This is a genomic window from Streptomyces sp. NPDC007917 (assembly GCF_042959105.1).
GTDB lineage: Bacteria > Actinomycetota > Actinomycetes > Streptomycetales > Streptomycetaceae > Streptomyces.
Window position 1 is genome coordinate 157,340 of record NZ_JBIBKK010000006.1, and the last position, 21,213, is coordinate 178,552.

The following is a 21,213-nucleotide window of genomic DNA, read 5'->3' on the forward strand; positions in this document are numbered from 1 at the left end:
GCGATGAGTGGCCTCAACACCTCCCTTGTCCCAGGGGATTGACTCGCCCCTCAGCCGCCTCTACTTTCCCCCGGACGTTTCGGTGACGTTCCGGAAATTTTTCAGTGGCAGGGGAAAGGACGCTTTTGTGATCAAGGTGATGCGCGCCGCGGTGACGCGTACCGCGGTGACGGGCGCACTGGCCGTCGCCCTCCTGGGGACGGTGACGACCGCGCCAAAGGCCCACGCCGACGGCAGCGCCGCGGCCGGCACCGCGGCAGGGGCCCCGGGCCGGGTCGACTTCGGTCAACGCCTCCAGCCCATCGACGGCTTCGGCTTCTCCCAGGCCTTCCAGCGCGCCGACATCATGCACGGCTCGCGCGGGCTGACCCCCGAACACCAGCGGGAGGTCCTGGACCTGCTGCTGAACCGGAAGTCCGGGGCCGGCCTCAGCATTCTGCGGCTGGGCATCGGCTCGTCCTCGGACGATGTGTACGACCACATGAAGTCGATCCAGCCGACCGACCCGGGCGGCCCCGAGGCCACGCCGCGCTATGAATGGGACGGCGACGACGGCGGCCAGGTGTGGCTGGCGAAGGAGGCGAAGGCGTACGGCGTCAAGCGCTTCTACGCCGACGCCTGGAGCGCGCCCGGCTATATGAAGACCAACGGCACGGACGCGAACGGCGGGACGCTCAAACCCGAGTGGCGGCAGGCGTACGCCGACTACCTCGTCCAGTACGCCACGTTCTACCGCCAGGAGGGCGTGCGCATCACCGACCTCGGCTTCACCAACGAGCCGGACCTCTCCACCTCGTACGCGTCCATGCAGTTCACGCCCGAGCAGGCGGTCGAGACGGTCAGGGCGCTCGGGCCGACCGTGCGACGGGCCGGGATCAATCTGGTGTGCTGCGACGCCGCCGGATGGGACCAGCAGGCGCAGTACAGCGCGGCGATCGAGGCGGACGCGCAGGCGGCGGCGTTGGTCGGGGTGCACACCGGCCATCCGTACGTCACGCCCTCCGACCAGCCGCTGCCCACCGGCCGCCGCACCTGGATGTCCGAGTGGAGCCCGAACGGCGCCACCTGGAACGAGGCGTGGGACGACGGCTCCGGCTACGACGGACTGGCCGTCGCCGAGGCCATCCACACCACGCTCGCCGACGCCCGCGCCAGCGCGTACGTGTACTGGTTCGGCGCCTCGATCGGGGCGACCCGCGGGCTGATCCAGCTGGACGGGGCGGACTACCACGTCTCCAAGCGGCTGTGGGCGCTGGCCGCGTACAGCAGGTTCATCCGGCCGGGGGCGGTGCGGGTGGCCGCGTCGACCGAGGCGTCGGGCGTCAAGATCACGGCCTTCCGCAACCGGGACGGCAAGCGGGTGCTGGAAATCCTCAACACCGGGACGGACGCAGTGCGGGCCGACTACGCGCTGACGGGCGGCTCGGCGCGTGGCTCGGTGTACCGCACGGATGAGACGCACGCGCTGAGCCGGGTCGGCGCGGCGGAGGTCCGGGGCGGAAAGCTCGGGGTCGAGCTGCCGGCGCGGTCGCTGACCACGGTGGTGCTGGGGAAGTAACCGCCGGCGGGTCCGGTCCGCCCGGCGGTCTGCCGGGCCGGGCGGACCGGACCCACCCCGTGGAGGGACACTCACTGGCCCGCCAGACCCGTGTGGGCCACACCGCGGACGATCTGGCGCTGGAAGAGCGCGAAGACCACCAGCAGCGGCAGACCGGCGATCACGACCGAGGCCATCATCTGGGCGTACCGCAGACCGTACGAGGACTGGACGTTGACCAGCCCCACCGGCAGCGTCATCCCGTTCGGGTCGGTCGTGACCAGGAACGGCCACAGGAAGTTGTTCCACGTCGAGATGAAGGTGAAGATCGCCACGGCCGCGAGCACCGGCCGGGACAGGGGCACCACGATGGTCCAGAAGACCCGCCACCGCCCCGCCCCGTCCACGAACGCCGCCTCCTCCAGCTCCCGCGGCACCCCGTCGAAGAACTTGACCAGGATGAAGACCATCGCGGGCACGGCGACCTGCGGCAGGATCACGCCCCAGTAGGTGTCGACGAGCCCCATGGAGACCATCTCCGCGAACAGCGGGGCCATCAGCACCTGCGGCGGCACCATGATCCCGGCCAGGACCAGCCCGTAGAGCACCTTGCGGCCGCGGAACTCGGTCCGCGAGAAGCCGTACGCGGCCATGGCGCACAGCACGACGGTCAGCAGGGTCGTCATGACCGAGATATAGGCGGAGTTGAACATCCACTGACCGATGTCGCCCGACTTCCACACCTGGCGGTAGGCGTCGAAGGTGATCGTCGAGCCGATCCACTTCAGCGGCGTCGTGGTGGTCTCCCCCTCCGGTTTGAGGGAGGTGGCCACCGCCCACGCCAGCGGCAGCACCCACACCACCACCAGCGCGAGCGCGATCAGCAGCATGGCGAACCGGCCCGGGGACCAGCGGACCCTGCGGCCCGCGCCGTCGCCCGCGCCCGCGCTCGCTTTCACCGGTGTCACAGCTGTCTCCGCGCTCATGACCGCGCGCCCTCCTCACTCGCGCGGCGGGTCAGCCGCAGTTGGACCAGGGAGACGATCACGATCAGGGCGAAGAAGAGATACGAGACGGCGGAGGCGTAGCCGATGCGGTAGCCGGTGAAGCCGGACTCGAAGACGTACTGCAGGATCGGGCGGGTGGACTCGTCCGGGCCGCCGGCGGTCATGATGTAGACCTGATCGAAGATCTTCAGCGAGGCCAGGATCTGCAGCACGACCACGACGCCCGTGGTGCGCCGCAGCATCGGCAGGGTGATGTTCCGCAGCCGGGCCCAGGCGCCCGCGCCGTCCAGCTCCGCCGCCTCGTACAGATGCTGCGGGATGGCCTGGAGCGCGGCCAGATACAGCAGGAAGTTGAAGCCGACGGTCCACCAGACGGTGGTCGCGACGATGGAGAGCATGGCGTAGCGCTCGTCGGTGAGCCAGCCGATGCCGGGGTGCAGGCCGAGGGAGGCGAGCGCCTGGTCGGCGAAGCCGAAGTCGGACGGGAAGATCACCCACATGAAGAGCAGCCCGACGACGCCCGACGGCAGCAGGAAGGGCGCGAACCAGCTCAGCCGCCACAGCCACTGGACCACGCGCAGATGGTGCGCGAGCAGCGCCAGGCCCAGGCCGACGAGGACGAGGGGGACGGTGGACAGGATGGTGAACCAGACCGTGTTCCACAGCGAGGACCAGACATCGGGGTCCTGAAGGGCCTCGGCGTAGTTGTCGAAGCCGATGAAGTGGCTGTCGGTGCCGGTGATGTTGTCGTCGCCCAGGCTCATCTTGACGCCGTACAGCAGCGGCCAGAGGAGGAAGAGGGCGTAGACGACGAGGAAGGGCGCGACGAAGACCAGCCCGTGCTCGGTCCAGTGGCGGCGCACGGTCCTGGGCGGGGTGGTGGCGGCCCCGGCCTGCGAGGAGCGCGGCGGGGGCGCGGTGACGGTCGGCGCGCTCATTTCGCACCTCCGAAGGGGTTGGGGGTGTCGAGGAGCTCGCGCAGCCGGGACTTGGCCTCTTTCAGCGCGTTCCGGGGCGTGCGGGAGCCGGTGAGCACCCCGGAGAAGACCGAGCCGAGCTCGATCCACATGAGGGAGGCGGAGCCGGCGAACCAGGCGGGCTCGTCGAGCACGACGTCGCCCACGACCGAGCGGTATTCGGACTGCGGCTTGAGCTTGAGGTACGCGGGGTTCTCCAGCGTCGGCAGATAGGCCGGGACGTGCCCGCCCTTGGCCCATTCGACGGTGTGCTTGAGCATCCAGGCCACGAACTCATGGGCCGCCTCGTTGGTTTCGCCGCCGCGGTCCCGCTGGTGGGGCAGGACGAAGGAGTGGCAGTCGGCCTGGGCGGTGGGGCGGCCGAAGAGGGCCGGCACGCGGGTCATGGAGAACGGCAGCTTGGTGGTGCGGAAGGAGCTGATCTCCCACTCGCCGTTGAGGTAGAAGGCGGTCTTGCCGCCGTTGAAGACGCCGATGGAGCCCTGGTAGTCGACCCGGCGGTGGCACAGCCCCTCGTCGACGAGCATGGCCATGTACTCGAGCGCCGTGAGCGCCTTGGCGTCGTCGAGGGCGAGGCGGCGGCCGTCTTCGGACAGGATCTTTCCGCCGGTCTGGGAGTAGAAGGTGGAGAACACCCGCCAGGGGCCGACGACATCGCCGCCGATGGTCTCGGTGACCATGCCAGGCTGCCCGGTGACCTTCTTGGCGGCGCGCAGGGCGGCGGTGAACTCCTCGGCGCCGTGGATGGGTTTGAGCTTGCCGTCGGGGCCGAGCAGCCCGGCCTTCTCGCACACCTCGGTGTTGTAGAAGAGCACCATGGGGTGGGTGTCGAGCGGGATGGCGTACTGCTTGCCGTCGACCGCACCGCGCTTCCAGATGTCCTCGGGGAAGTCGGCGGCGGTCACGCCGTGGTCGGCGAGCAGGTCGAGGTCGAAGGCGTCGAGGAGGCGGCCGGGCGCGAAACCGGCGAGCCGGGCCAGGTGCAGCGCCGCGACCTCGGGGGCGCGGCCGCCCGCACCCGCCATGCCGAGCTTGGTGTAGTACGGGGAGCCCCACTGGAGCGTGGCGGCCTCCAGGCCGATCGAGGGATGGGCCGCGCTGTAGGCGTCCAGCATCGCCTTCATGTTGACGCCGTCGCCGCCGCCGAAGAGGTGCCAGTAGCGCAGCCGGGTCTTGCCCGCGGCGACCGACGAGGGCGCGGCGCAGCCGGCTGCACCCACGCCCACGGCGCCGGTGGCGGCGAGGGCGCCGAGCCCGGTGAGCACGCTGCGACGGGCTGGGGAAGATCCTTGCATTGCGGCTCATTCCTGCTGCTTCAGGCAGCGCTGTTCGCCATTTCGAATGCCGCTCGTAACTTCGGACGGGAAACATAGGCTGCCGCGGAGGGCGCGTCAACGCTTTGCACACGACTCGCCCCACCTCTTGACCTCGGCCGCAGCAAGCGCTTACCGTCCGGCCGTCGGACGAGTGAGGTGAGGACGGGGCGGGCCAAGGCATGTATGAGCTGGGAGATCTGACCGTCCGATATCCGCGCCAGGGCGCGGCGGGCGACGGCGGCGCCGGAGCCGTGGTCGGTCTGGAGATCTTCCCGACCGCTCTTGCCGACCGCCTGGCGCCACCCCGGGACCGTCTGCAGGAGGACGCCGCCCGCCACCACCCCGACACCGGTCCCGCCCGCCACATCGAGCCGCTGGCGGCGGTGGCCCGCGCCGGGGACCCCGTCCCCGAGCCGTTCGCGGGGGTGCGCACCCTGCGGCGGACGGCCACGACGGCCGCGCTGCGGCTGCGGGCGCAGCGGCACGCGGAGGCTGTCGCCGAGGCCGCCACCGAGATCGTCACCGAACTCTCCGACGGGCGAGGCCTGTTGGTGGCCCACCGGCTGACCCACCGCCCCGGCGACCCCTTCGTACGGATCCGCACCAGCGCCACCAACGAGGGCGACCGCCCCTTCGCCCTGGACCTGATCTCGTCCTTCACCCTCGGCGGCATCACCCCCTTCGCCGCCGACGACGCCCCCGGCCGGCTCCTCGTCCACCGCGTCCGCTCCGCCTGGAGCGCCGAGGCCCGGCTGGTCAGCGACACGGTCGAGCAACTGCACCTGGAGCGGCCCTGGGTAAACATCGGCACGGTGGCGGAGCGCTTCGGCGCGCCCGGGTCGATGCCCGCGGCCGGCTGGATGCCCTGGCTGGCCGTCGAGGACACCGAGGCCCAGGTGGTGTGGGGCGTCCAGCTTGCGGCGGGCGGCCCCTGGCAGCTGGAGCTGCTGCGTTCCCGCGACGGGCTGGCCATCGGCGGCGGCCCGGCGGACCACGACTTCGGCCACTGGCGCCGTACCCTCGCGCCCGGCGAGTCGTACGAGGCGCCCGAGGCCGTCATCACCGCCGTCCACGGCGACCTGGACGCGCTGTGCGACCGGCTCACGCGCGCCTGGGCCGACCACCCGCGGCCCGGCCCCGAGCGGACGTCACCGCTGCCGGCGATGTTCAACGAGTACGCGACGACCTGGGGCAACCCCACCCACGACCGGATCCTCGCCCTCGCCGACCGCCTCCAGGGCTCCGGCGTGCGCTACTTCGTCATCGACTGCGGCTGGTTCAGCGAGCCCGGGGAGGACTGGGGCCGCAGCCACGGCGACTGGACGCCCAGCGCCGAGCGCTTTCCCCACGGGCTCGCCGAGACCGCCCGGCAGCTGCGCGAGCGCGGCTTCGTCCCCGGTCTGTGGTGGGAGCCGGAGACGACGGGCGAGCTGTCGCGGGCGTACGAGGACGCGTCGCGCCACATCGCGTACGACGGCGTCCCCGCGCACGTGTCCGCCCGCCGCTTCCTTGACCTGCGCCGCCCCGAGGTCGCCGAACCGCTGCTGGACCGGATGACCGCGCTGCTGAGCGAGGGCGGCTTCGGCTATCTCAAGATCGACTACAACGCGCATCTGGGCCCCGGCGACGACGGCGAGGGCCTGCGCCGACTCACCGCCGCCTCCCGCGACTTCATCGCCCGGCTCTCCGCCCGGCTGCCCGACCTCGTCATCGAGAACTGCGCGGGCGGCGGCCACCGCATCGACCCCGCGTACGCCGGGCTGACCGCCGTCTCCTCCGGCTCGGACGCCTTCGAGGCCCGCGAGGCCCCGGCGATCGCGGCCGGGCTGCAGCGGGTGCTGCTCCCCCGCCAGTCGCTGGTGTGGGCGACCGTACGGGCCGACGACTCCCACACCGCGCTCGTCTACAAGCTGGCCGCGGGCTTCCTCGGACGGATCTGCCTGTCCGGCGACCCGGACCGGCTCGACCAGCGGCGATGGGCCCTGGTGCGCGAGGCGCTTGACCTGTACGGGCAGGCCGCGCCGCTCATCGACGACGGGACGACGCGGCAGGGCGGCACCCGCGGCGCCGCCCTGCGCAACGCCGGCGGCTGGCAGTCCGTCGTACGGCTGTCCCCCGACGGCCGACGCGCCCTGGTCGTCCTGCACGCCTTCGCCGACCCGGACGAGTCGCTGTCGGTACGGCTGCCGGACGAGGAGAGCGCGGGCGGCGGGGGCTGGACGCTGGACGCCTCGCTCCTCGCCGACGGCACCGGCGCGCTCTCCCTCGCCGGGGACCGGCTGCGCTGGCAGCGGCCCCCGGCGTGGTCGGGCGCGGTGGCCCTGCTCAGCCGTTGATCACGCAGTGGGGGACGCGACTGTCCCGCGGCTGGGCCATGCGATGTCGTCAACGGCGAGAAACGGCTCGCCGGCAACGGCCGCGGGGGTCGCCCCGGTGAACGCCATGACGTCCCGATGCAGGTGGGACTGGTCGGCGTAGCCGGTGTCGGCCGCAACCCGGGCCGCGCCCTCACCCGCGACCAGGCGGTGGGCGGCATGGTCGAAGCGGACCAGTCTCACGGCGCGTTTGGGCGGCAGGCCGAGCTGCGACCGGAACCGGGACCACAGCCGCTTACGGCTCCACCCGACCTCGGCCGCGAGTTGGTCGACCCGGGTCAGGCCACGGCTGACGACGATCCGGTGCCAGGCCCAGGCCACCTCCGGGTCCACCGGCGGCCCCGCCTCATGCCGACGGGCGAGCAGCGCGTCCGTCAACGCGAAGCGATCCTGCCACGACGGGACTTCGCCGAGTTGCTCACAGATCCGCGATGACTCCCGGCCCCACAGGTCGCCCAGCGACACGACGGCGCCGTCGAGGTCGGCGGGGGAGGCGCCCAGAATCGCGCGTGCGATCACCGGGGACAGGCGCACCTGCACGCACTCGACGTTCTCTCCCCGCGCCTGGACCGCGCCACCGGACCCGAGCCCGGGCCCGGCGACGACGCTTCCCCGCTGCTGCCGCCCCGCGGCACAGTCAATGACGGGCGAACCGGCGCCGAACTCCAGGAGCAGCGTCACGGCCGGGTGCGGGACCATCCGGAGCGCGTCCAGCTCACGGACGCGGAACCCGGCCATGGTGACACCGGCCACCCGGCTGGGCCGCCGCGGGCACTCGACGCCCCACACAGCCGCACCGTGCACGAAGGTCCGCATCATCGCATGCTACGTGAGCCGGCTGAGGGGAACATTCGTCCAATCCACCGGCCCGTACCGGCGGAGACAGTGGGCTCATGACTGTTTCTGACAGCGGCCCGTACGTGAACGGCGGCCCGTACGTGAACGGCGGCGCCGAGGCCACCGAGAGTTCAACCCTGTCGCTGGACGACGGCGACATCCACGTGTGCCAGGACGGCCCCCGCGGCGCCCCCGCACTCCTGCTCATCCACGGATCCGCGTCCTCGACCCGCTCGTGGGACCCGATGGTCGCGCTGCTGACCGGATCTCACCGAGTCATCCGGATCGACCTGCTCGGGCACGGCCGGTCGGCCAAACCCGTCGACCGTAGCTACGCGATCCCGGACCAGGCACGTCGGGCCGGCGTGGCGCTGGACAGACTCGGCGTCGAGCACGCCGTGGTCGTCGGCCATTCCAGCGGCGGCGTGGTCGCCACCGCCCTCGCCGAACAGCGGCCCGACCTGGTGACCGCGCTCGCGCTCGTCAACACCGGCCCCGGCCTGCACGCCTTCATCGCACCGGAGTCCGCCGCGATCGGCCCCTCGCAGTGGCCGCCGACCGACGAGCAGCTCCGCCGGTTGGCGAGCACGGGGTTCAGCCGTGCGGGCTACCAGATACCGGAAGAGCTCCTGAACGACGTGCGCGACATGACGTACCACTCGTTCACCACGACGATGCGGGCCACCCGCTCCTACCTGGAGCAGCGGGCACTGCCGGACCGGCTGACGGTCCTGGGCAAACCGCTCCTGGTGATCTTCGGCGAGGACGACCGCAGATGGCGATCCTCATCCGCCTTCGACTACCGGGCGGTTCCGGGCGCGAAGGTCGAGTTGCTGCCCGGTCTCGGGCACTCGCCCCTGCTCGAGGATCCGCCGCGCACCGCCACCCCCCTGCTGGCCTTCGCCGCGCTCCACGCCGTACGGGTGGACTGATGCTCCGCTGCGAGCGCTGATGCGCGGGATCGGCTCTCCCCCCGCCCCCTCTCAGAAAAACGCTTGATGCAGATCAAGCATTTTTTTAAGAGGGGGTGGCCGAGCCCGAGCCCGGGCGCTGTCAGTCGGTCAGGGAGACGATCATCTTGCCGATGTTCGCACCGCGCAGCATGCCGAGGAACGCGTCCACCGCGTTGTCGAGGCCCTTGACCACCGTCTCCCGGTAGTGCAGCTTGCCGTCGCGCAGCCAGCCGCCGACCTCCTCGACGAACTGCTGCTGGAGGTGCTGGTGGTCGTTCACCAGCATGCCCTGGATGCGCAGCCGCTTGCCGATGACGAGGGCGAGGTTGCGCGGGGCGGCGGGCGGCTCGGTCGCGTTGTACTGGGCGATCATGCCGCAGATGGTGATGCGTCCGTGCACGTTGAGCCGGTCGATGGCGGCCTCCAGGTGCTCACCGCCGACATTGTCGAAGTAGACGTCGATGCCGTCGGGAGCGGCCTCCTTGAGCTGCTCGGCGACCGGGCCGTCCTTGTAGTTGAACGCCGCGTCGAAGCCGTACTCCTCGGTCAGCAGCCTGACCTTTTCGTCGGAGCCCGCGCTGCCGATGACCCGCGAGGCGCCCTTGAGCTTGGCGATCTGGCCGACCTCGCTGCCGACCGCGCCCGCCGCGCCGGAGACGAAGACCGCGTCGCCCTCCTTGAAGGAGGCGACCTCCAGCAGGCCCGCGTACGCGGTCAGGCCGGTCATGCCGAGGACGCCGAGGTAGGCGGAGAGGGGGGCGGCGGCCGGGTCCACCTTGACCGCGTGCTTGGCGTCCACCTGTGCGTACTGGCGCCAGCCGCCGAAGTGCAGGACGTGGTCGCCGACGGCGATGCCCTCCGCGCGGGAGGCGATGACCTCGCCCACGGCGCCGCCGTCCATCGGGTGGTCGAGCTTGAACGGCGGGACGTACGACTTCACATCGTTCATCCGGCCGCGCATGTACGGGTCCACCGACATGTACAGATTGCGGACCAGCACCTGGCCGGGGCCCGGCTCGGTGACGGGGGTCTCGCGCAGCGCGAAGTCCTCCGGCTTGGGCCATCCCTCGGGACGGGCGACGAGGTGCCATTCGCGGCCGGTGGCAGGGATCTCGGGCTTGGGGGCCATGGGTCTCCTCCTTATGCTTCAGGTGATGAAACAATCATGCTGCTACATATTTCATGATGTCAAATAAATGGGTACCCTGGTCCCATGACCTCCAGTACCGAACCTCCTGATCCGCTGACGCTCGAAGTCGTCGAACTCATCGGCACCATCGTCGCTCGCTATCACGAGGAATACGAGACGGCCGCCGCGAGGCACACCCTGACCGGCGCGCAGGCGCGGGTGCTCGGACTGCTGTCCCGGGGTCCGACGCCCATGCGCCACATCGCACAGCAGCTCAAGTGCGAGCCGTCGAACGTCACCGGGATCATCGACCGCCTGGAGGCCCGCGGCCTCGCCGAGCGCCGCCTGGACCCGGCCGACCGCCGCGTCAAGCTCGCCGCCGCGACGGACCGGGGCAAGGAGACCGCCGACCGGCTGCGCGGCTCCCTCGACTTCGCGCGCGCGCCGCTGGCCGGGCTCTCGGAGCAGGAGCGGACGGTGCTGCGCGACCTGCTGAAGCGGATGCTCGGGACAGACCCGGCCTGACCCCCGGCCAGGGCCTAGGCGCACCACCACAGGAAGCGGTCGCAGGTCTCCGTGGGCGAGGGCGTGGGCTGGGACGGGGGCGAGGTGGTGGTGCCGGGGTCGGAGGGTGAGGTCGGGGGCCGGGTGGCCCCGCCTCCCCCTCCTCCCCCGCCGCCCGTGGCGGAGGGCGTGGCGGAGGCGCCGCCCGTACCGCCGGCCGACGAGGAGCCGTCGGCGCTGGGCGACTCGCTGTCCTTGGGCTTCTTCTCGCCCTTGTCCGCGCCGTCCTCGCCGTCGCCCTGGTCCTCGTCCGCGCTCGCGCCGTCCGCACCCGCGGACGGCGCCTCGCCCGGCGCTCCGCTCTGACGCGTACGCGGTCCGCTGGAGCCCCCCTCGCCCGGGCTGTGGTCGGCCTCCGGTGAGGTGTCGGGGCTCGACGAGGACGAGGGCTCATGGAAGATGCCGCCCTCCGTGGCGATCTCCGCCACGAACAGCCCGGCCAGCACGGGACCGAGCACCGACGCCATGATCGTCACCCGGCGCCCCCGCCCGCGCCGCGCGCGGCGCGCCCGGCCGCCGATGATGCCGCGGGGCTTCGGCTTTCTGCGGGACGCCGCCTTGCGCCGGTCCGCGCGGGTCGAGGCCGCGCCGGGGTCCGGGGAGAGGCCGTCGTCCTCGCCGTCCTCCGCGCCGACGGGCTCGTCCTCGCCCGCCGCCTCGCTCACGCCTTCGGCCTCGCCGAATTCGGCATCGCGGCCCGTTTCGCCGTAGGCCCCGCCGTAGTCGACGGCAGCGCCTTCGGCGGCGGGATACGGATACTCCTGGGCGTACGCACCGCAACCGGGGCAGGCGAGAGCGCCGTTGAGGTGGCGGCGGCAAGCAGGGCAGTAATCCATTTCGCCGGGCAGGTTATGTGCCCGGCGGGCCGCGGAGGAACCGAGGAGTGTGAGAATCCTGTGCAAGGATCGTTCTCGCGCCGATCCTGCTTCCGCTTGGCCGAAATTGTCCGCCTTGGCGGCTCAATTCCTCAGCGCATCGACACCGCCGCCCCGCAGCGCCTCAGCCCTTGAACGCCGGCTGCGCAAGCCCCTGCCCCGCCCCCGCGAGGACCAGCACCGACCCGGCGAGCGGCTGCTCGCCGGGGCCGAGCCCGACCCGGGCCGAGGTCACATACAGGTCGGTCAGGCCGGAGCCGCCGAAGGCACACGCGGTCGGGCGGCGCACCGGCAGCTCGACCACCCGGTCGAGCGTGCCGTCCGGGGTGTAGCGGCGGACCGCGCCGCCGTCCCACAGCGCGACCCACACACAGCCGTCGGCGTCCACGCACAGCCCGTCGGGGAAGCCCGCGCCGTCCTCGATCCGTACGAAGGGGCGGCGGCCCGTGACCCCCTCGCCCGCCACGTCGAAGACGTCGATCCGGCAGGTCGGGGTGTCGGCGTAGTACATGAGGCTGCCGTCGGGGCTCCAGCCGGTGCCGTTGCTGACCGTGACGTCCGGCAGGATCTCCGTACGGGAGCCGTCCGGGGCGATACGGGACAGCGTGCCGCCGCCCGTCGCCTCGTCGTAGCGCATGGTGCCCGCCCACAGCGAGCCGTCCGGCGCCACGGCAGCGTCGTTGCCCCGGCGGCCGGGGACCGCCTCGTGGGCCAGCCAGGAGAACCCGCCGTCGGCCCCGTACAGGCCGATGCCGTCGCGGAGGTTGACCACCAGGCCGCCACCCTCGCGGGGCTTGGCCGCGCCGACGTGCTGCTCGGTCGCCAGGACCGTGCGCCGGCCGTCGGCCGGGTCGTAGGTGTGCACGCGGGACGAGAGGATGTCGACCCAGATCAGCCGCTGTGCCGCGGCATCCCAGGTCGGGCCCTCGCCCAGCTCGGCGGCCGCCCGGACGGCGACGTCCAGTCCGTCACCGGCGCCGCCGCTGACGCCGGTGGTCCCATCCGTCCCGCTCATGCTTCACGCCTCCGGTGTCCGAGGCGGGCCGACAGCTCGCCCGCGCCCTTGGCGGCCAGCTCCGCCAGCTCGTCCTGCCGCTCCTGGCTCCAGCGGATCATCGGTACCGAGATCGACAGCGCCGCCACGACCTTGCCCGCCGAGTCCCGCACCGGGGCGGCCACACAGCTCACGTCCGGGTTGGACTCGCGCTGCTCGACGGCGATGCCGCGCTCGCGGATGGCCGCGAGGTGGCGGCGCAGCTCCTGCGGGGAGGTGATGCTGTTGTCCGTCATCGCGGCCAGCGGCTCGTCCTCCGGGATGCGGGCGGCCAGGGCCTCCTCCGAGAGGGAGGCGAGCAGCATCTTGCCGACCGAGGTGCAGTGGGCGGGCAGCCGGCGGCCGGCGGCGGAGACCATGCGCACGGCGTGGGTGGAGTCGACCTTGGCGATGTAGATGACGTCCGCGCCCTCGAGGATGGCGACATGGACGGTCTCGTCGCAGGTCTCGGCGACGCTGCGGGCCACCTGCTGCCCCTCGGCGGCCAGGTCCAGCTGCTCGGCGTACCGGCTGCCCAGCTGGTACGGGCGCACCCCGAGCCGGTAGCGACCGGGCTGGTCGGGCACTTGCACGAGGTAGGAGCGGGCGGCCAAGGTGGTCACCAGCTCATGGACCGTCGTACGGGGCAGCCCGAGCCTGCGGGTGATCTCGGGTGCGGAGAGCGTGCCGTCCCCGTCGAGGAAGAGCTCGAGTATGTCCAGGGCCCGGGTCACCGCGGGCACCAAGCGTCCCATGTCGCTCGCCCACCCCTTCTGGTCCAGTTGGCACCATCTGTTCGAGATTCCGGCCAGCGGCCGGTATCGCGAACAGATTACGCAGAGGTGACTTCTCCAGGCAATGGCCGTGCGCGTCGGCCGCGCGCCGGGTACGCCACGATGGGACCATGAACTCCGCGCTCGACCCCTCGGCCGACTCCTTCCCCGCGCCCTTCCCCTTCGTGCTGGTGCTGCTGCGGAGAATGGCCGATTACCACCCCGGCCTGGTCGAGGACGCGCTGCGCGAGCTGGGCTTCAGCCGCTCCGTGATGCGCGAGGCCAACCGCCGCTGGCAGGCCATGCGGCGCTCGCCGCGGCGCCGGTCCGCGGTCGCCCACTACCGTTCCGTACTCGGTGCGCCCGAGACCACGGCCACCCGCCGGATCGGCGATCTGACCTGCGAGGCGCTGAGCTGGGCGGTCCCGCTCTGGCCGGATCTGCGGTTCGAGGTGCTGACCGTGCCCGGCGGCGGGGTGTGGAACGAGTGGCTGGTGCGCGCCCCCGGCGCCGACGGGCCCCGGCCGCGTACGGTCGGTGACCTGACGCCCTGGTCCTGCACGGTGGACGAGGTGGCGCGGTCCTTCGCGCCCGCCCGGCCGATGGAGGGCTCGGCGCCCACCCGCTGGCGGCTCGCCTTCACGGCCCCGGACGGCGCGGGTGAACTCCACCACTGCGTGGCGGAGTTCACCTGGGGGCTGCTGCAGCGTGTCGACGCCGTCAGGCCAGCTTCGCCGACAGAGTGATCGTCGTACCGGCGAGCGCCTGGCTCACCGGGCAGTTCTTCTTGGCCTCCTCGGCCGCCGCGACGAACCCGGCCTCGTCCACGCCCTCGACCGTGCCCTCCACGGTCAGGTGGATGCCGGTGATGCCGGTGCCCGGCTGGAAGGTGACGTCGGCCTGCGTGGTCAGCTGCGTCGGCGGGGTCCCGGCCTGGGTGAGGCCGTGCGACAGCGCCATCGAGAAGCAGCTGGAGTGCGCGGCCGCGATCAGCTCCTCCGGGCTGGTCTTGCCGTTCGCCTGCTCGGCGCGGGAGGGCCAGGAGACCGGCTGCTCGCCGATCCCGGAGGAGTCGAAGGTCACCGCCCCTTTGCCCTCGGTCAGATTGCCGTGCCAGACGGTGTGCGCGGTGCGCGTCGTAGCCATGCTTCCTGCCTTCTGTGAGCTTCTGCCGGCTTCTGTGAGGTTCTGCCGGTGATCACCCCTGAGCCTACGACCCCGGGCCCACGTTCCATGCGACAACGGCGGGGCGGCCGTGCTCGGTTCCAAGGCGGCTGACGGTCGCCGTGTCGAGCCGGAAGAGCGCACCGGCGGAGGGCGGCAGCCCGAGGCGGCGCGCGGTGAGGACGCGCAGGACGTGGCCGTGGGCGACGAGGACCACATCGCCGCGGTCGGCGCGCAGCTCGGACTCGATGGCGTCGAGCACCCGGTCGACGCGGGCGCCGATCTGCTCGGGGGTCTCGCCGGGGTGCTCGGGGGCGCCCGGGGCGACCCCGTCGGTCCACAGGTTCCACTCGGGCCTGGTGCGGTGGATTTCGTCGGTGGTGATGCCCTCGTAGCCGCCGTAGTCCCACTCGTGCAGATCCGGTTCGGTCCGCGGGCCCTCGATCCCCGCGAGCCGGGCCGTCCGCACGGCCCGGCTCATGGGGCTGACCAGCGCGAGCGCGATCTTGCGGTCGGCGAGCAGCGGACGCAGCGAGCGGGCCTGTTCCTCGCCCCGGTGCGTGAGCGGCAGATCGGTCCAGCTGGTGTGCCTGCCCGACCGGCTCCACTCGGTCTCGCCGTGCCGGATCAGCACCAGCTCACCCATGGCTGCCCGGCGCTCCCGCCTCGCCCGCCTCCGCCTTCTCCTGGGCCTCGGTCTCCTGGGCCTCGGCGATGGACGCGCGGACCGCGTCCATGTCGAGGCCGCGGGCCTGGCCGATGATGTCCTCCAGGGCCGGCTCGGGGAGGGCGCCGGGCTGGGCGAAGACGGCGATGTTCTCGCGCACGATCATCAGGGTCGGGATGGACTGGATGTCGAACGCGGCGGCGAGCTCGGGCTGCGCCTCGGTGTCGACCTTCGCGAAGACCAGGTCCTGGTGGTTCGCCGCGGCCCGCTCGTACACAGGCGCGAACATCCGGCACGGACCGCACCAGGAGGCCCAGAAGTCGATCAGGACGAAGTCGTTTCCCGAGACGATCTCGTCGAAGTTGTCCTTGGTGAGTTCAACGGTGCTCATGCCTGCGTTACCTGCTTCCGTACTGTCGGCAGTGGACCGTTTCTGCGGTTGGGCAGTGGTCCGGACCGCGTCAACCAGGCCGCTCCAGGTGGTATTCCCCACCGTGCCTCAGGCGGTCGCCGCCGTGCCCCGGCCCGTCTGCGCCGTGCCTCAGCCCGTCCGCGCCGTGTCGATCCAGGTGACCCGGTGTGCCTCGGTGGGGTCAGGGGTCTCCCAGCGGCGGATCAGCCGGTCGATGACCGCCTCGGGCACCGGCCGGGGCCGGGCCGCGTTGCGGGCGCGCAGCACCGCGGGCGGCGCTTCGAGCGCCACCAGCTCGACCCGCCCGCCGTACGCGGCCACCAGACCCACGCACTGCTCGCGCAGCCGCCGCGAGACGTTGGTGGCGTTCCAGACGAACGGCTCGCCCGCGCGCAGATACCCCCGCGCCGCCTCCCGCGCGGCCGCCACCACCGGGGCCTGGTCGGCGGCCGGGTCCACGCCCAGCTCGGCGCGGAGCGCGTCCAGGCTGACCTGGGGCAGACCGGGGCGGTGGGCGCCGATCCAGTGGTCCTTGCCCACGCCGGGCAGCCCCGACAGGACGGTCACCGTCATCCGGGTGTCGTCGTACGCGGCGTAGTCCGGGTCCCGGCCGGGGGTGCGGAAGTACTCGAAGCGGGCGTGGTCGGAGGGGAACCCGCGCGGTGTGGTCAGACACCGCTGCTCGGCACAGTACTCCCGGTACAGGTCGACGTTTTCCAGCATCACGTCCGTATCGCCGCAGATCCGGCCGAGGATGTCGGCCCGCGCCAGCACCGCCAGGTCGTCGTTGCCGGCCAGCAGGGAGACCCGGAAGGCGATGCGCTCCAGGTCCGGCCGCTCCAGCGCCCAGAACGGCACCTGGTGGTGTCTGACCAGGGCGGCGACGTGCTCACGCCAGGCGATGGGCGCCCCCAGCTCCCACAGCACCCTGCGGGCGATCAGCTCGCCGCGCCGGGAGTGGCCGCGGGCGGTGATCCGCCCGTCGGGGTCGGTGGCGGTGCAGTCCGGCTTCGCCGCGTCGTGCAGCAGTACGGCGGCGAACAGCAGCGCCCGCCCGGCCGCGGTCCTGGCCCGCCACTCGGGCAGCCCCGCCAGCGCCTCGGCGGCCATGCGGGTGTGGGTGGCCACATCGCCCTCGCCGTGGTGGGCGGCGTCCTGCGGTACGCCCTCCAGCCGGCGGATCCACGGATACGCCGCGACGGTCCGCTCCCAGGGCACCGTCCAGTCGGGCGGCGCGGGGCACAGCTCCAGCAGCGCCCGGAAAGCGCCGGATGGCGCGGGGGTGCCGGCCGGCTTCCCGGAGGGGCCCTGCTCCTCAAGCGCGCGCATACATCACCGCCGGGTCCCGGAGCCGGTTGGGCACGATCGGGCGGTCGAGCCAGTGCGTACCGGAGTCCAGCACGCTGGTGAGGAAGCCGGCGCGCACCCACTTGTAGCGGCCCGCCACCACGCCGTCCTCCTCGACCTTCACATACAGGCCCTCCATGAAGTCCGAGGTGTCGGTCTCCGCGGCCACCCGCTCGGGGTCGAGCCCGCCCGCCCCGGCCGTCTCCCGCAGCGCCGCCCGCCACCCCCGCGTACGGCACGTCGAGGGCCCGACGAACGCGGTCAGCGCGTCCAGGCTGCTCAGCGGACCGGTGTGCAGCACGGGCACCGAGTGCACGGGAAGCCCCTCCAGCAGCTCACCGCGGCGGGCGGTGGACAGGAACACGCCCTCCTCGCGGTCCAGCACGTCGAATTCGCAGAAGTAGTGCGGCAGGGCGTCGTAGTACACCGTGTGCTTGGCGTAGAGCCATTCGCCGTACAGCACATAGCGGCTCCCCAGCCGGGGCCACAGCAGGTCCCGGACCAGCGCCGCCCACGCCTTGAACGGCGAGAAGTGACGCTCCCGGGGCCCGCCGGTGAGGAAGTGGCCACGGCTCTGCAGCCGCAGCTCCCCGTCCGGCGTGAAGCTGATCGCCGCGTTGGCGCCGTCGAGCTTCTCCTCGACCACGAGGTACCGGCCCGCGATCTCGGCGAACGGTACGGCGGCCAGGTCCTCGTCGCCGGGCTGGAGTCGGGAGCCCCGCAGATGCGGGGTCCTCGGGTACTTGCGGATCACGGTGTTCTTTCTATGCCGTACACGGCGGACCGGGCAACGCGGTTTCGGGGGCTCCTGCATGCGAAGGCCGGACCCGCGCTGTATCGGGTCCGGCCCTCTCGCGTCCGAGTCACGCGCAGCCCGCAGCGTGGATAGGACGTCTTCCACGGTAGGGCGTGGCACTGACAACGGGCCGTGGCAGTGGGAGCAGTATGGACGGCGACGAACAAGCGGGGCCGAGGGGGAACCGTGGACATCGCGACCATGACGACGCAGTGGCTGACACCGGGAGAGCGGTTCGGCTGGTGGCACGACATGACGGCTTCGACGCTGATCCCGACCGCCATGGGCAGCGACCGCGCCGCGGACTTCCAGGCCTCCGCCCGGGTGCTGCAGCTCGATGACGTCCAAGTCTCGGAGATGGCCTACCCCATGCTGACCGTGACCCGGACCCCACGGCTGATCCAGCGCAGCGACCCCGGCTATGTGCAGCTGTCGCTCACGCTCTCCGGGACCATGGGGCTGACACAGTTCCGGAGGCATACCCTGCTCGGCGCCGGGGATCTGGCGGTGTACAGCTCCTCCGAGCCGTTCGACGGCTGGGCGAGCCCCGAGGGCGCGGCGCCGGTCCGCCAGTTACTGCTGCATCTGCCCCGGGCCGTGCTGCCGCTGACCGCGCGTCAGGTGGACCGTCTCGCGGCCACCCGTATACCCGGCGGCGAGGGATTCGGCTCGCTGCTCGCCCAGTTCCTCACGCATGTCACCCGCAATCCGCAGCAGTTCGCCCCTCAGGACGCGCCCCGGCTGGCCACGACCCTGGTCGACCTGCTCGCCCACACCATCGCCCAGCGGCTCGATGCCACGTCCGGCCTGCCGCCCGAGAGCCGGGAGCGCGCGCTGCTCCTGAGGGTGCAGGACTTCATCCGCCGCAACCTGCCGGACCCCGGCCTCACCCCGGCCACCGTCGCCGCGGCCCACCACATGTCCCCCCGCTCGCTCCACCGCCTCTTCCAGCGGCACGGCCTGACCGTGGCGTCCTGGATCCGCCATCAGCGCCTCGAACGCTGCCGCCGCGATCTCACCGACCCCCGGCTCGCCGCCCGGCCGATCCAGGCCACCGCCGCGACGTGGGGGTTCTCCCGCCCGGGCGACTTCGCCCGCGCCTTCCGCACCGCCTACGGCGTATCGCCGAGCGAATACCGCCACACCCCGAGCCCGGGGCGTCCTGGAAACAAGCAGGCGGCGGAGCCCGGTGTGGTGCACACGGCCCAGTCGACACCACGGCACTGACACCGCCGCCGCCACCGCGGGCCCCGCCGACACCGCTGCCGTTACTTCGAGCAGTCGCACGGGCGGCAGGTCTCGACCCGTACGTCATCGATGACCGGGCCGTACGCGCCGCCCACCGTGCTGGCGAAGCCGAGCGTCGTCGTGTTGCCGCCGGCCAAGCCCGGCCAGGCGTGGCCCGATGGCCGCGCGCGCTCCCTCACACAGCGATGAGCCGATCCCGCACACGCCACGGCCCGGGGGCGGACCCTCATGCACCCCGGGCCGTGCGCGGTGCCCTAGAAGGTGCGGTTCAGGCGGAGTGCGAGGTAGCAGCCGCCGGGGCGGCCGTCCGTGTCGTCGCCCACCGTCACGGATTTGGTCTCATCGACCGTGTCCCAGCCGCCCTGCGGAATGTACCCCTTGCACTGATTCGAGGCGTCGCGTCCGCCATCGCCGTACCACTGCACGTTGAGGATGATGTCCGAGCGGCCGTAGAGGGCGAAGGTGAGGTTGCACCAGCCCGCGCGGTTGTCGGTGTCCACCCGGATGTTGTCGCCGAACGTCCTGAACGGCTTGATCGGGATCGTGTGCGTGCCCTCGTTCTGGCACTGACTCTCGTCGCTGCCCGGCTCTGCCATCCAGGTGTAGGTGACGGTCAGGCCGGCGAGGGTGTTCGACGGGTCGTAGATGCCGAAGGCCAGCTGGCAGCCGCCCGCGCGGTTGTCGGTGTCCAGGCGGATGGTGGAGGTCCAGTCGGGCGCGGTGGCCCACCGCTCAGGCGGGTTCGTCGGCCCGTCGCACTGGCCGTCTCCGTCGGGGTAGAACCGGACGCCCAGTTCGGGCGACGCGTTGGCCGAGGACGGCGCCGCGTCGGCCGATGTGGCCGACAGCCCCGTCACCATCAGTAACCCGACCGCCAGCGCGGACGCCCGTCGGGCCGATCTGCTGCCCAGCTTCAGCTTTCTCACGTGTGTCTCCCACGGTGTCTTCGGTTGATCCGGAAAAGGTGCCGAACCGTTCCACGAGCGTGAATGACCATCACTGAATTCCCGGTTGGTGCGATGGAGCAGAGCGGAACAGAGATGCGTGGAGGGGAACCGAGGTGGAGCAGAGAAGGAGGGCGGAATGGGCCCCTCCAAACCGAGGCGCCGCGCAGGCGGCGCGGCGACGACGCCAAATTATCCAGGGCACATCAGGACGAGCGGTAAGGCCGATACCGGCCAGGTACGGTCGATATCGGGCGAAGCCCGGCCGAGACCAGCGTCACCCACGCCGTACGGGCGTCCTGGTCCGACTCGTGACGGCCCGCTCCTGAATGCCACCGAACGACCCGGATACCCGATACGCGTGTTCACATACCTGTTGTCGGTGCTGGCGGCCTGTGCCAACGCCGTCTCCTCGGTTCTGCAGCGCAAGGCGAACCGCGACATGCCTCCCGAATTGGCGCTGCGGCCGAAACTCATTCTTGAGCTGCTGCGTCAGCCGGTGTGGCTGGCCGGGGTGGCCGGGGTCATCGCCGGCTTCCTTCTCCAGGCCGCCGCCCTTGGCCAGGGTGAGCTGTCGGTGGTGGAGCCGATCCTGGTCTGTGAGCTGCCACTGACCCTGTTCCTGGCGGCATGGATGCTGCACGCACCGCTGGGGGCCCGGGAGGCGGGCGCGGCCGTTGGTATGGCGGCGGGGCTGGCCGGGCTGCTGTTCTTCCTCGCCCCGTCCCCCGGACACGCGCAGGAGGTGCCGTGGTACGAGTGGCTGGTGGCGAGCGTCGCGACCATGACGGCCACAGCGGCCGCGTTCGAGTGGGCGCGGCGCGGCCGGGTCGCCCGGGATCAGCGGCAGGGCAGTGCGCGGCGGGCCGCGGGGTTCGGCATGGCGGCGGGGTGCCAGTTCGGTCTGACGGCGGCGTTCATCAAGGCGGTCACCGTCCGGTTCGGTGAAGGGGGCATGGCCGGCCTGTTCACGGGGTGGGAGCTGTACTGCATGGTCGTCTCCGGTGTGCTGGGGATGTTCTTGCTCCAGTCGGCGATGCACGCGGGCCGGCTGGTCGCCGCGCAGCCGGCCCTGACGCTGACCGATCCGCTGGTTTCCGTCCTGTGGGGCGTCATCGTCTTCGGGGAGATGGTGCGCGGTGGCCTCTATCTGCTGCTCGCCGCGGCCAGTGGTCTTCTCATGGCGGCCTGTGTGGTGATCCTCTCGCGTTCGCCGACGATCGGTGAACAGCCGACTGGCCACCTTCGAGGAGGCTGAC

The 21,213-nt window shown here is 72.0% G+C and carries 22 protein-coding genes; 7 read left to right on the forward strand and 15 right to left on the reverse strand.

Translation table 11 applies throughout. The annotated features are described in order from the left end of the window. The first annotated feature begins 127 nt into the window (after nucleotides 1-127). Nucleotides 128-1,558 (forward strand): glycoside hydrolase, encoded by a 1,431-nt coding sequence (locus tag ACFZDL_RS13505; RefSeq protein WP_353589203.1) that lies wholly within the window; start codon nucleotides 128-130, stop codon nucleotides 1,556-1,558. A gap of 71 nt (nucleotides 1,559-1,629) precedes the next feature. Here the strand turns inward: ACFZDL_RS13505 and ACFZDL_RS13510 are convergent, their stop codons facing one another. From ACFZDL_RS13510 to ACFZDL_RS13520, 3 genes are read right to left on the reverse strand one after another with little or no spacing between them, the layout of a single operon-like run. Next, complete coding sequence (locus ACFZDL_RS13510; RefSeq protein WP_353589205.1) at nucleotides 1,630-2,523, reverse strand: carbohydrate ABC transporter permease; 894 nt, start codon at nucleotides 2,521-2,523, stop codon at nucleotides 1,630-1,632. Further along, on the reverse strand, nucleotides 2,520-3,482 hold the full coding sequence (locus tag ACFZDL_RS13515) for a sugar ABC transporter permease (RefSeq protein ID WP_353589206.1): 963 nt from the start codon (nucleotides 3,480-3,482) through the stop codon (nucleotides 2,520-2,522). Before ACFZDL_RS13515 ends, ACFZDL_RS13510 begins: the two co-directional genes overlap by 4 nt. Continuing rightward, nucleotides 3,479-4,816 (reverse strand): extracellular solute-binding protein, encoded by a 1,338-nt coding sequence (locus ACFZDL_RS13520; RefSeq protein ID WP_353589208.1) that lies wholly within the window; start codon nucleotides 4,814-4,816, stop codon nucleotides 3,479-3,481. Before ACFZDL_RS13520 ends, ACFZDL_RS13515 begins: the two co-directional genes overlap by 4 nt. Nucleotides 4,817-5,016: 200 nt before the next feature. Here ACFZDL_RS13520 and ACFZDL_RS13525 point away from each other — a divergent pair, with 200 nt between their 5' ends. Beyond that, nucleotides 5,017-7,173 carry a glycoside hydrolase family 36 protein gene (locus tag ACFZDL_RS13525; protein WP_353589210.1) on the forward strand — a complete coding sequence of 719 codons (2,157 nt, stop codon included), beginning with the start codon at nucleotides 5,017-5,019 and terminating at the stop codon, nucleotides 7,171-7,173. Here ACFZDL_RS13525 and ACFZDL_RS13530 read toward each other — a convergent pair whose 3' ends face one another. Continuing rightward, nucleotides 7,174-8,028 (reverse strand): helix-turn-helix domain-containing protein, encoded by an 855-nt coding sequence (locus ACFZDL_RS13530; protein WP_353589212.1) that lies wholly within the window; start codon nucleotides 8,026-8,028, stop codon nucleotides 7,174-7,176. Between the two features lie 77 nt (nucleotides 8,029-8,105). On the opposite strand from ACFZDL_RS13530, the gene ACFZDL_RS13535 reads away from it, so the two are divergent. Beyond that, nucleotides 8,106-8,981, forward strand: coding sequence for an alpha/beta fold hydrolase (locus ACFZDL_RS13535; protein ID WP_353589214.1), 876 nt, complete (start codon nucleotides 8,106-8,108; stop codon nucleotides 8,979-8,981). A 121-nt stretch (nucleotides 8,982-9,102) separates the two neighbouring features. On the opposite strand, the gene ACFZDL_RS13540 is transcribed toward ACFZDL_RS13535, so the two are convergent. Continuing rightward, entirely contained in the window at nucleotides 9,103-10,131 is a 1,029-nt protein-coding gene (locus ACFZDL_RS13540) for an NADP-dependent oxidoreductase (RefSeq protein WP_353589216.1), read from the reverse strand. 84 nt (nucleotides 10,132-10,215) lie between these two features. Between ACFZDL_RS13540 and ACFZDL_RS13545 the strand changes: the two genes are divergently transcribed. Further along, entirely contained in the window at nucleotides 10,216-10,656 is a 441-nt protein-coding gene (locus ACFZDL_RS13545) for a MarR family transcriptional regulator (RefSeq protein WP_353589218.1), read from the forward strand. A gap of 14 nt (nucleotides 10,657-10,670) precedes the next feature. Here ACFZDL_RS13545 and ACFZDL_RS13550 read toward each other — a convergent pair whose 3' ends face one another. From ACFZDL_RS13550 to ACFZDL_RS13560, 3 genes are all read right to left on the reverse strand, one after another. After that, nucleotides 10,671-11,531 carry a hypothetical protein gene (locus tag ACFZDL_RS13550; protein ID WP_353589220.1) on the reverse strand — a complete coding sequence of 287 codons (861 nt, stop codon included), beginning with the start codon at nucleotides 11,529-11,531 and terminating at the stop codon, nucleotides 10,671-10,673. A gap of 163 nt (nucleotides 11,532-11,694) precedes the next feature. Beyond that, nucleotides 11,695-12,585, reverse strand: coding sequence for an SMP-30/gluconolactonase/LRE family protein (locus tag ACFZDL_RS13555; protein WP_353589222.1), 891 nt, complete (start codon nucleotides 12,583-12,585; stop codon nucleotides 11,695-11,697). After that, on the reverse strand, nucleotides 12,582-13,358 hold the full coding sequence (locus ACFZDL_RS13560) for an IclR family transcriptional regulator (protein WP_353589224.1): 777 nt from the start codon (nucleotides 13,356-13,358) through the stop codon (nucleotides 12,582-12,584). Before ACFZDL_RS13560 ends, ACFZDL_RS13555 begins: the two co-directional genes overlap by 4 nt. A gap of 149 nt (nucleotides 13,359-13,507) precedes the next feature. On the opposite strand from ACFZDL_RS13560, the gene ACFZDL_RS13565 reads away from it, so the two are divergent. After that, the gene (locus ACFZDL_RS13565; RefSeq protein ID WP_353589226.1) at nucleotides 13,508-14,122 is read left to right on the forward strand and encodes a hypothetical protein; all 615 of its coding nucleotides are present in this window, start codon (nucleotides 13,508-13,510) and stop codon (nucleotides 14,120-14,122) included. Here the strand turns inward: ACFZDL_RS13565 and ACFZDL_RS13570 are convergent. The 5 genes from ACFZDL_RS13570 to ACFZDL_RS13590 all read right to left on the reverse strand — a co-directional run bounded on the left by ACFZDL_RS13570 (nucleotide 14,097) and on the right by ACFZDL_RS13590 (nucleotide 17,720). Further along, nucleotides 14,097-14,522, reverse strand: coding sequence for an OsmC family protein (locus ACFZDL_RS13570; protein ID WP_353589227.1), 426 nt, complete (start codon nucleotides 14,520-14,522; stop codon nucleotides 14,097-14,099). The genes ACFZDL_RS13565 and ACFZDL_RS13570 overlap by 26 nt on opposite strands. A gap of 64 nt (nucleotides 14,523-14,586) precedes the next feature. Next, nucleotides 14,587-15,186 (reverse strand): histidine phosphatase family protein, encoded by a 600-nt coding sequence (locus tag ACFZDL_RS13575; protein WP_353589229.1) that lies wholly within the window; start codon nucleotides 15,184-15,186, stop codon nucleotides 14,587-14,589. Next, nucleotides 15,179-15,700 carry a thioredoxin gene (gene trxA, locus ACFZDL_RS13580; RefSeq protein WP_353589231.1) on the reverse strand — a complete coding sequence of 174 codons (522 nt, stop codon included), beginning with the start codon at nucleotides 15,698-15,700 and terminating at the stop codon, nucleotides 15,179-15,181. Before trxA ends, ACFZDL_RS13575 begins: the two co-directional genes overlap by 8 nt. A gap of 48 nt (nucleotides 15,701-15,748) precedes the next feature. Next, nucleotides 15,749-16,948 (reverse strand): AAA family ATPase, encoded by a 1,200-nt coding sequence (locus ACFZDL_RS13585; protein ID WP_353589233.1) that lies wholly within the window; start codon nucleotides 16,946-16,948, stop codon nucleotides 15,749-15,751. After that, entirely contained in the window at nucleotides 16,935-17,720 is a 786-nt protein-coding gene (locus ACFZDL_RS13590) for an RNA ligase family protein (protein WP_353589235.1), read from the reverse strand. The genes ACFZDL_RS13585 and ACFZDL_RS13590 overlap by 14 nt, the downstream gene beginning before the upstream one ends. 228 nt (nucleotides 17,721-17,948) lie before the next feature. Between ACFZDL_RS13590 and ACFZDL_RS13595 the strand changes: the two genes are divergently transcribed. Next, entirely contained in the window at nucleotides 17,949-18,989 is a 1,041-nt protein-coding gene (locus ACFZDL_RS13595) for a helix-turn-helix domain-containing protein (RefSeq protein ID WP_353589238.1), read from the forward strand. 41 nt (nucleotides 18,990-19,030) lie between these two features. On the opposite strand, the gene ACFZDL_RS13600 is transcribed toward ACFZDL_RS13595, so the two are convergent. Together ACFZDL_RS13600 and ACFZDL_RS13605 are read right to left on the reverse strand one after the other, a co-directional pair. Next, nucleotides 19,031-19,189, reverse strand: coding sequence for a hypothetical protein (locus ACFZDL_RS13600; RefSeq protein WP_353589784.1), 159 nt, complete (start codon nucleotides 19,187-19,189; stop codon nucleotides 19,031-19,033). Between the two features lie 75 nt (nucleotides 19,190-19,264). Beyond that, complete coding sequence (locus ACFZDL_RS13605; RefSeq protein ID WP_353589240.1) at nucleotides 19,265-19,936, reverse strand: hypothetical protein; 672 nt, start codon at nucleotides 19,934-19,936, stop codon at nucleotides 19,265-19,267. A 379-nt stretch (nucleotides 19,937-20,315) separates the two neighbouring features. Between ACFZDL_RS13605 and ACFZDL_RS13610 the strand changes: the two genes are divergently transcribed. Continuing rightward, on the forward strand, nucleotides 20,316-21,212 hold the full coding sequence (locus ACFZDL_RS13610) for a DMT family transporter (protein WP_353589242.1): 897 nt from the start codon (nucleotides 20,316-20,318) through the stop codon (nucleotides 21,210-21,212). Nucleotide 21,213: the final 1 nt, after the last annotated feature.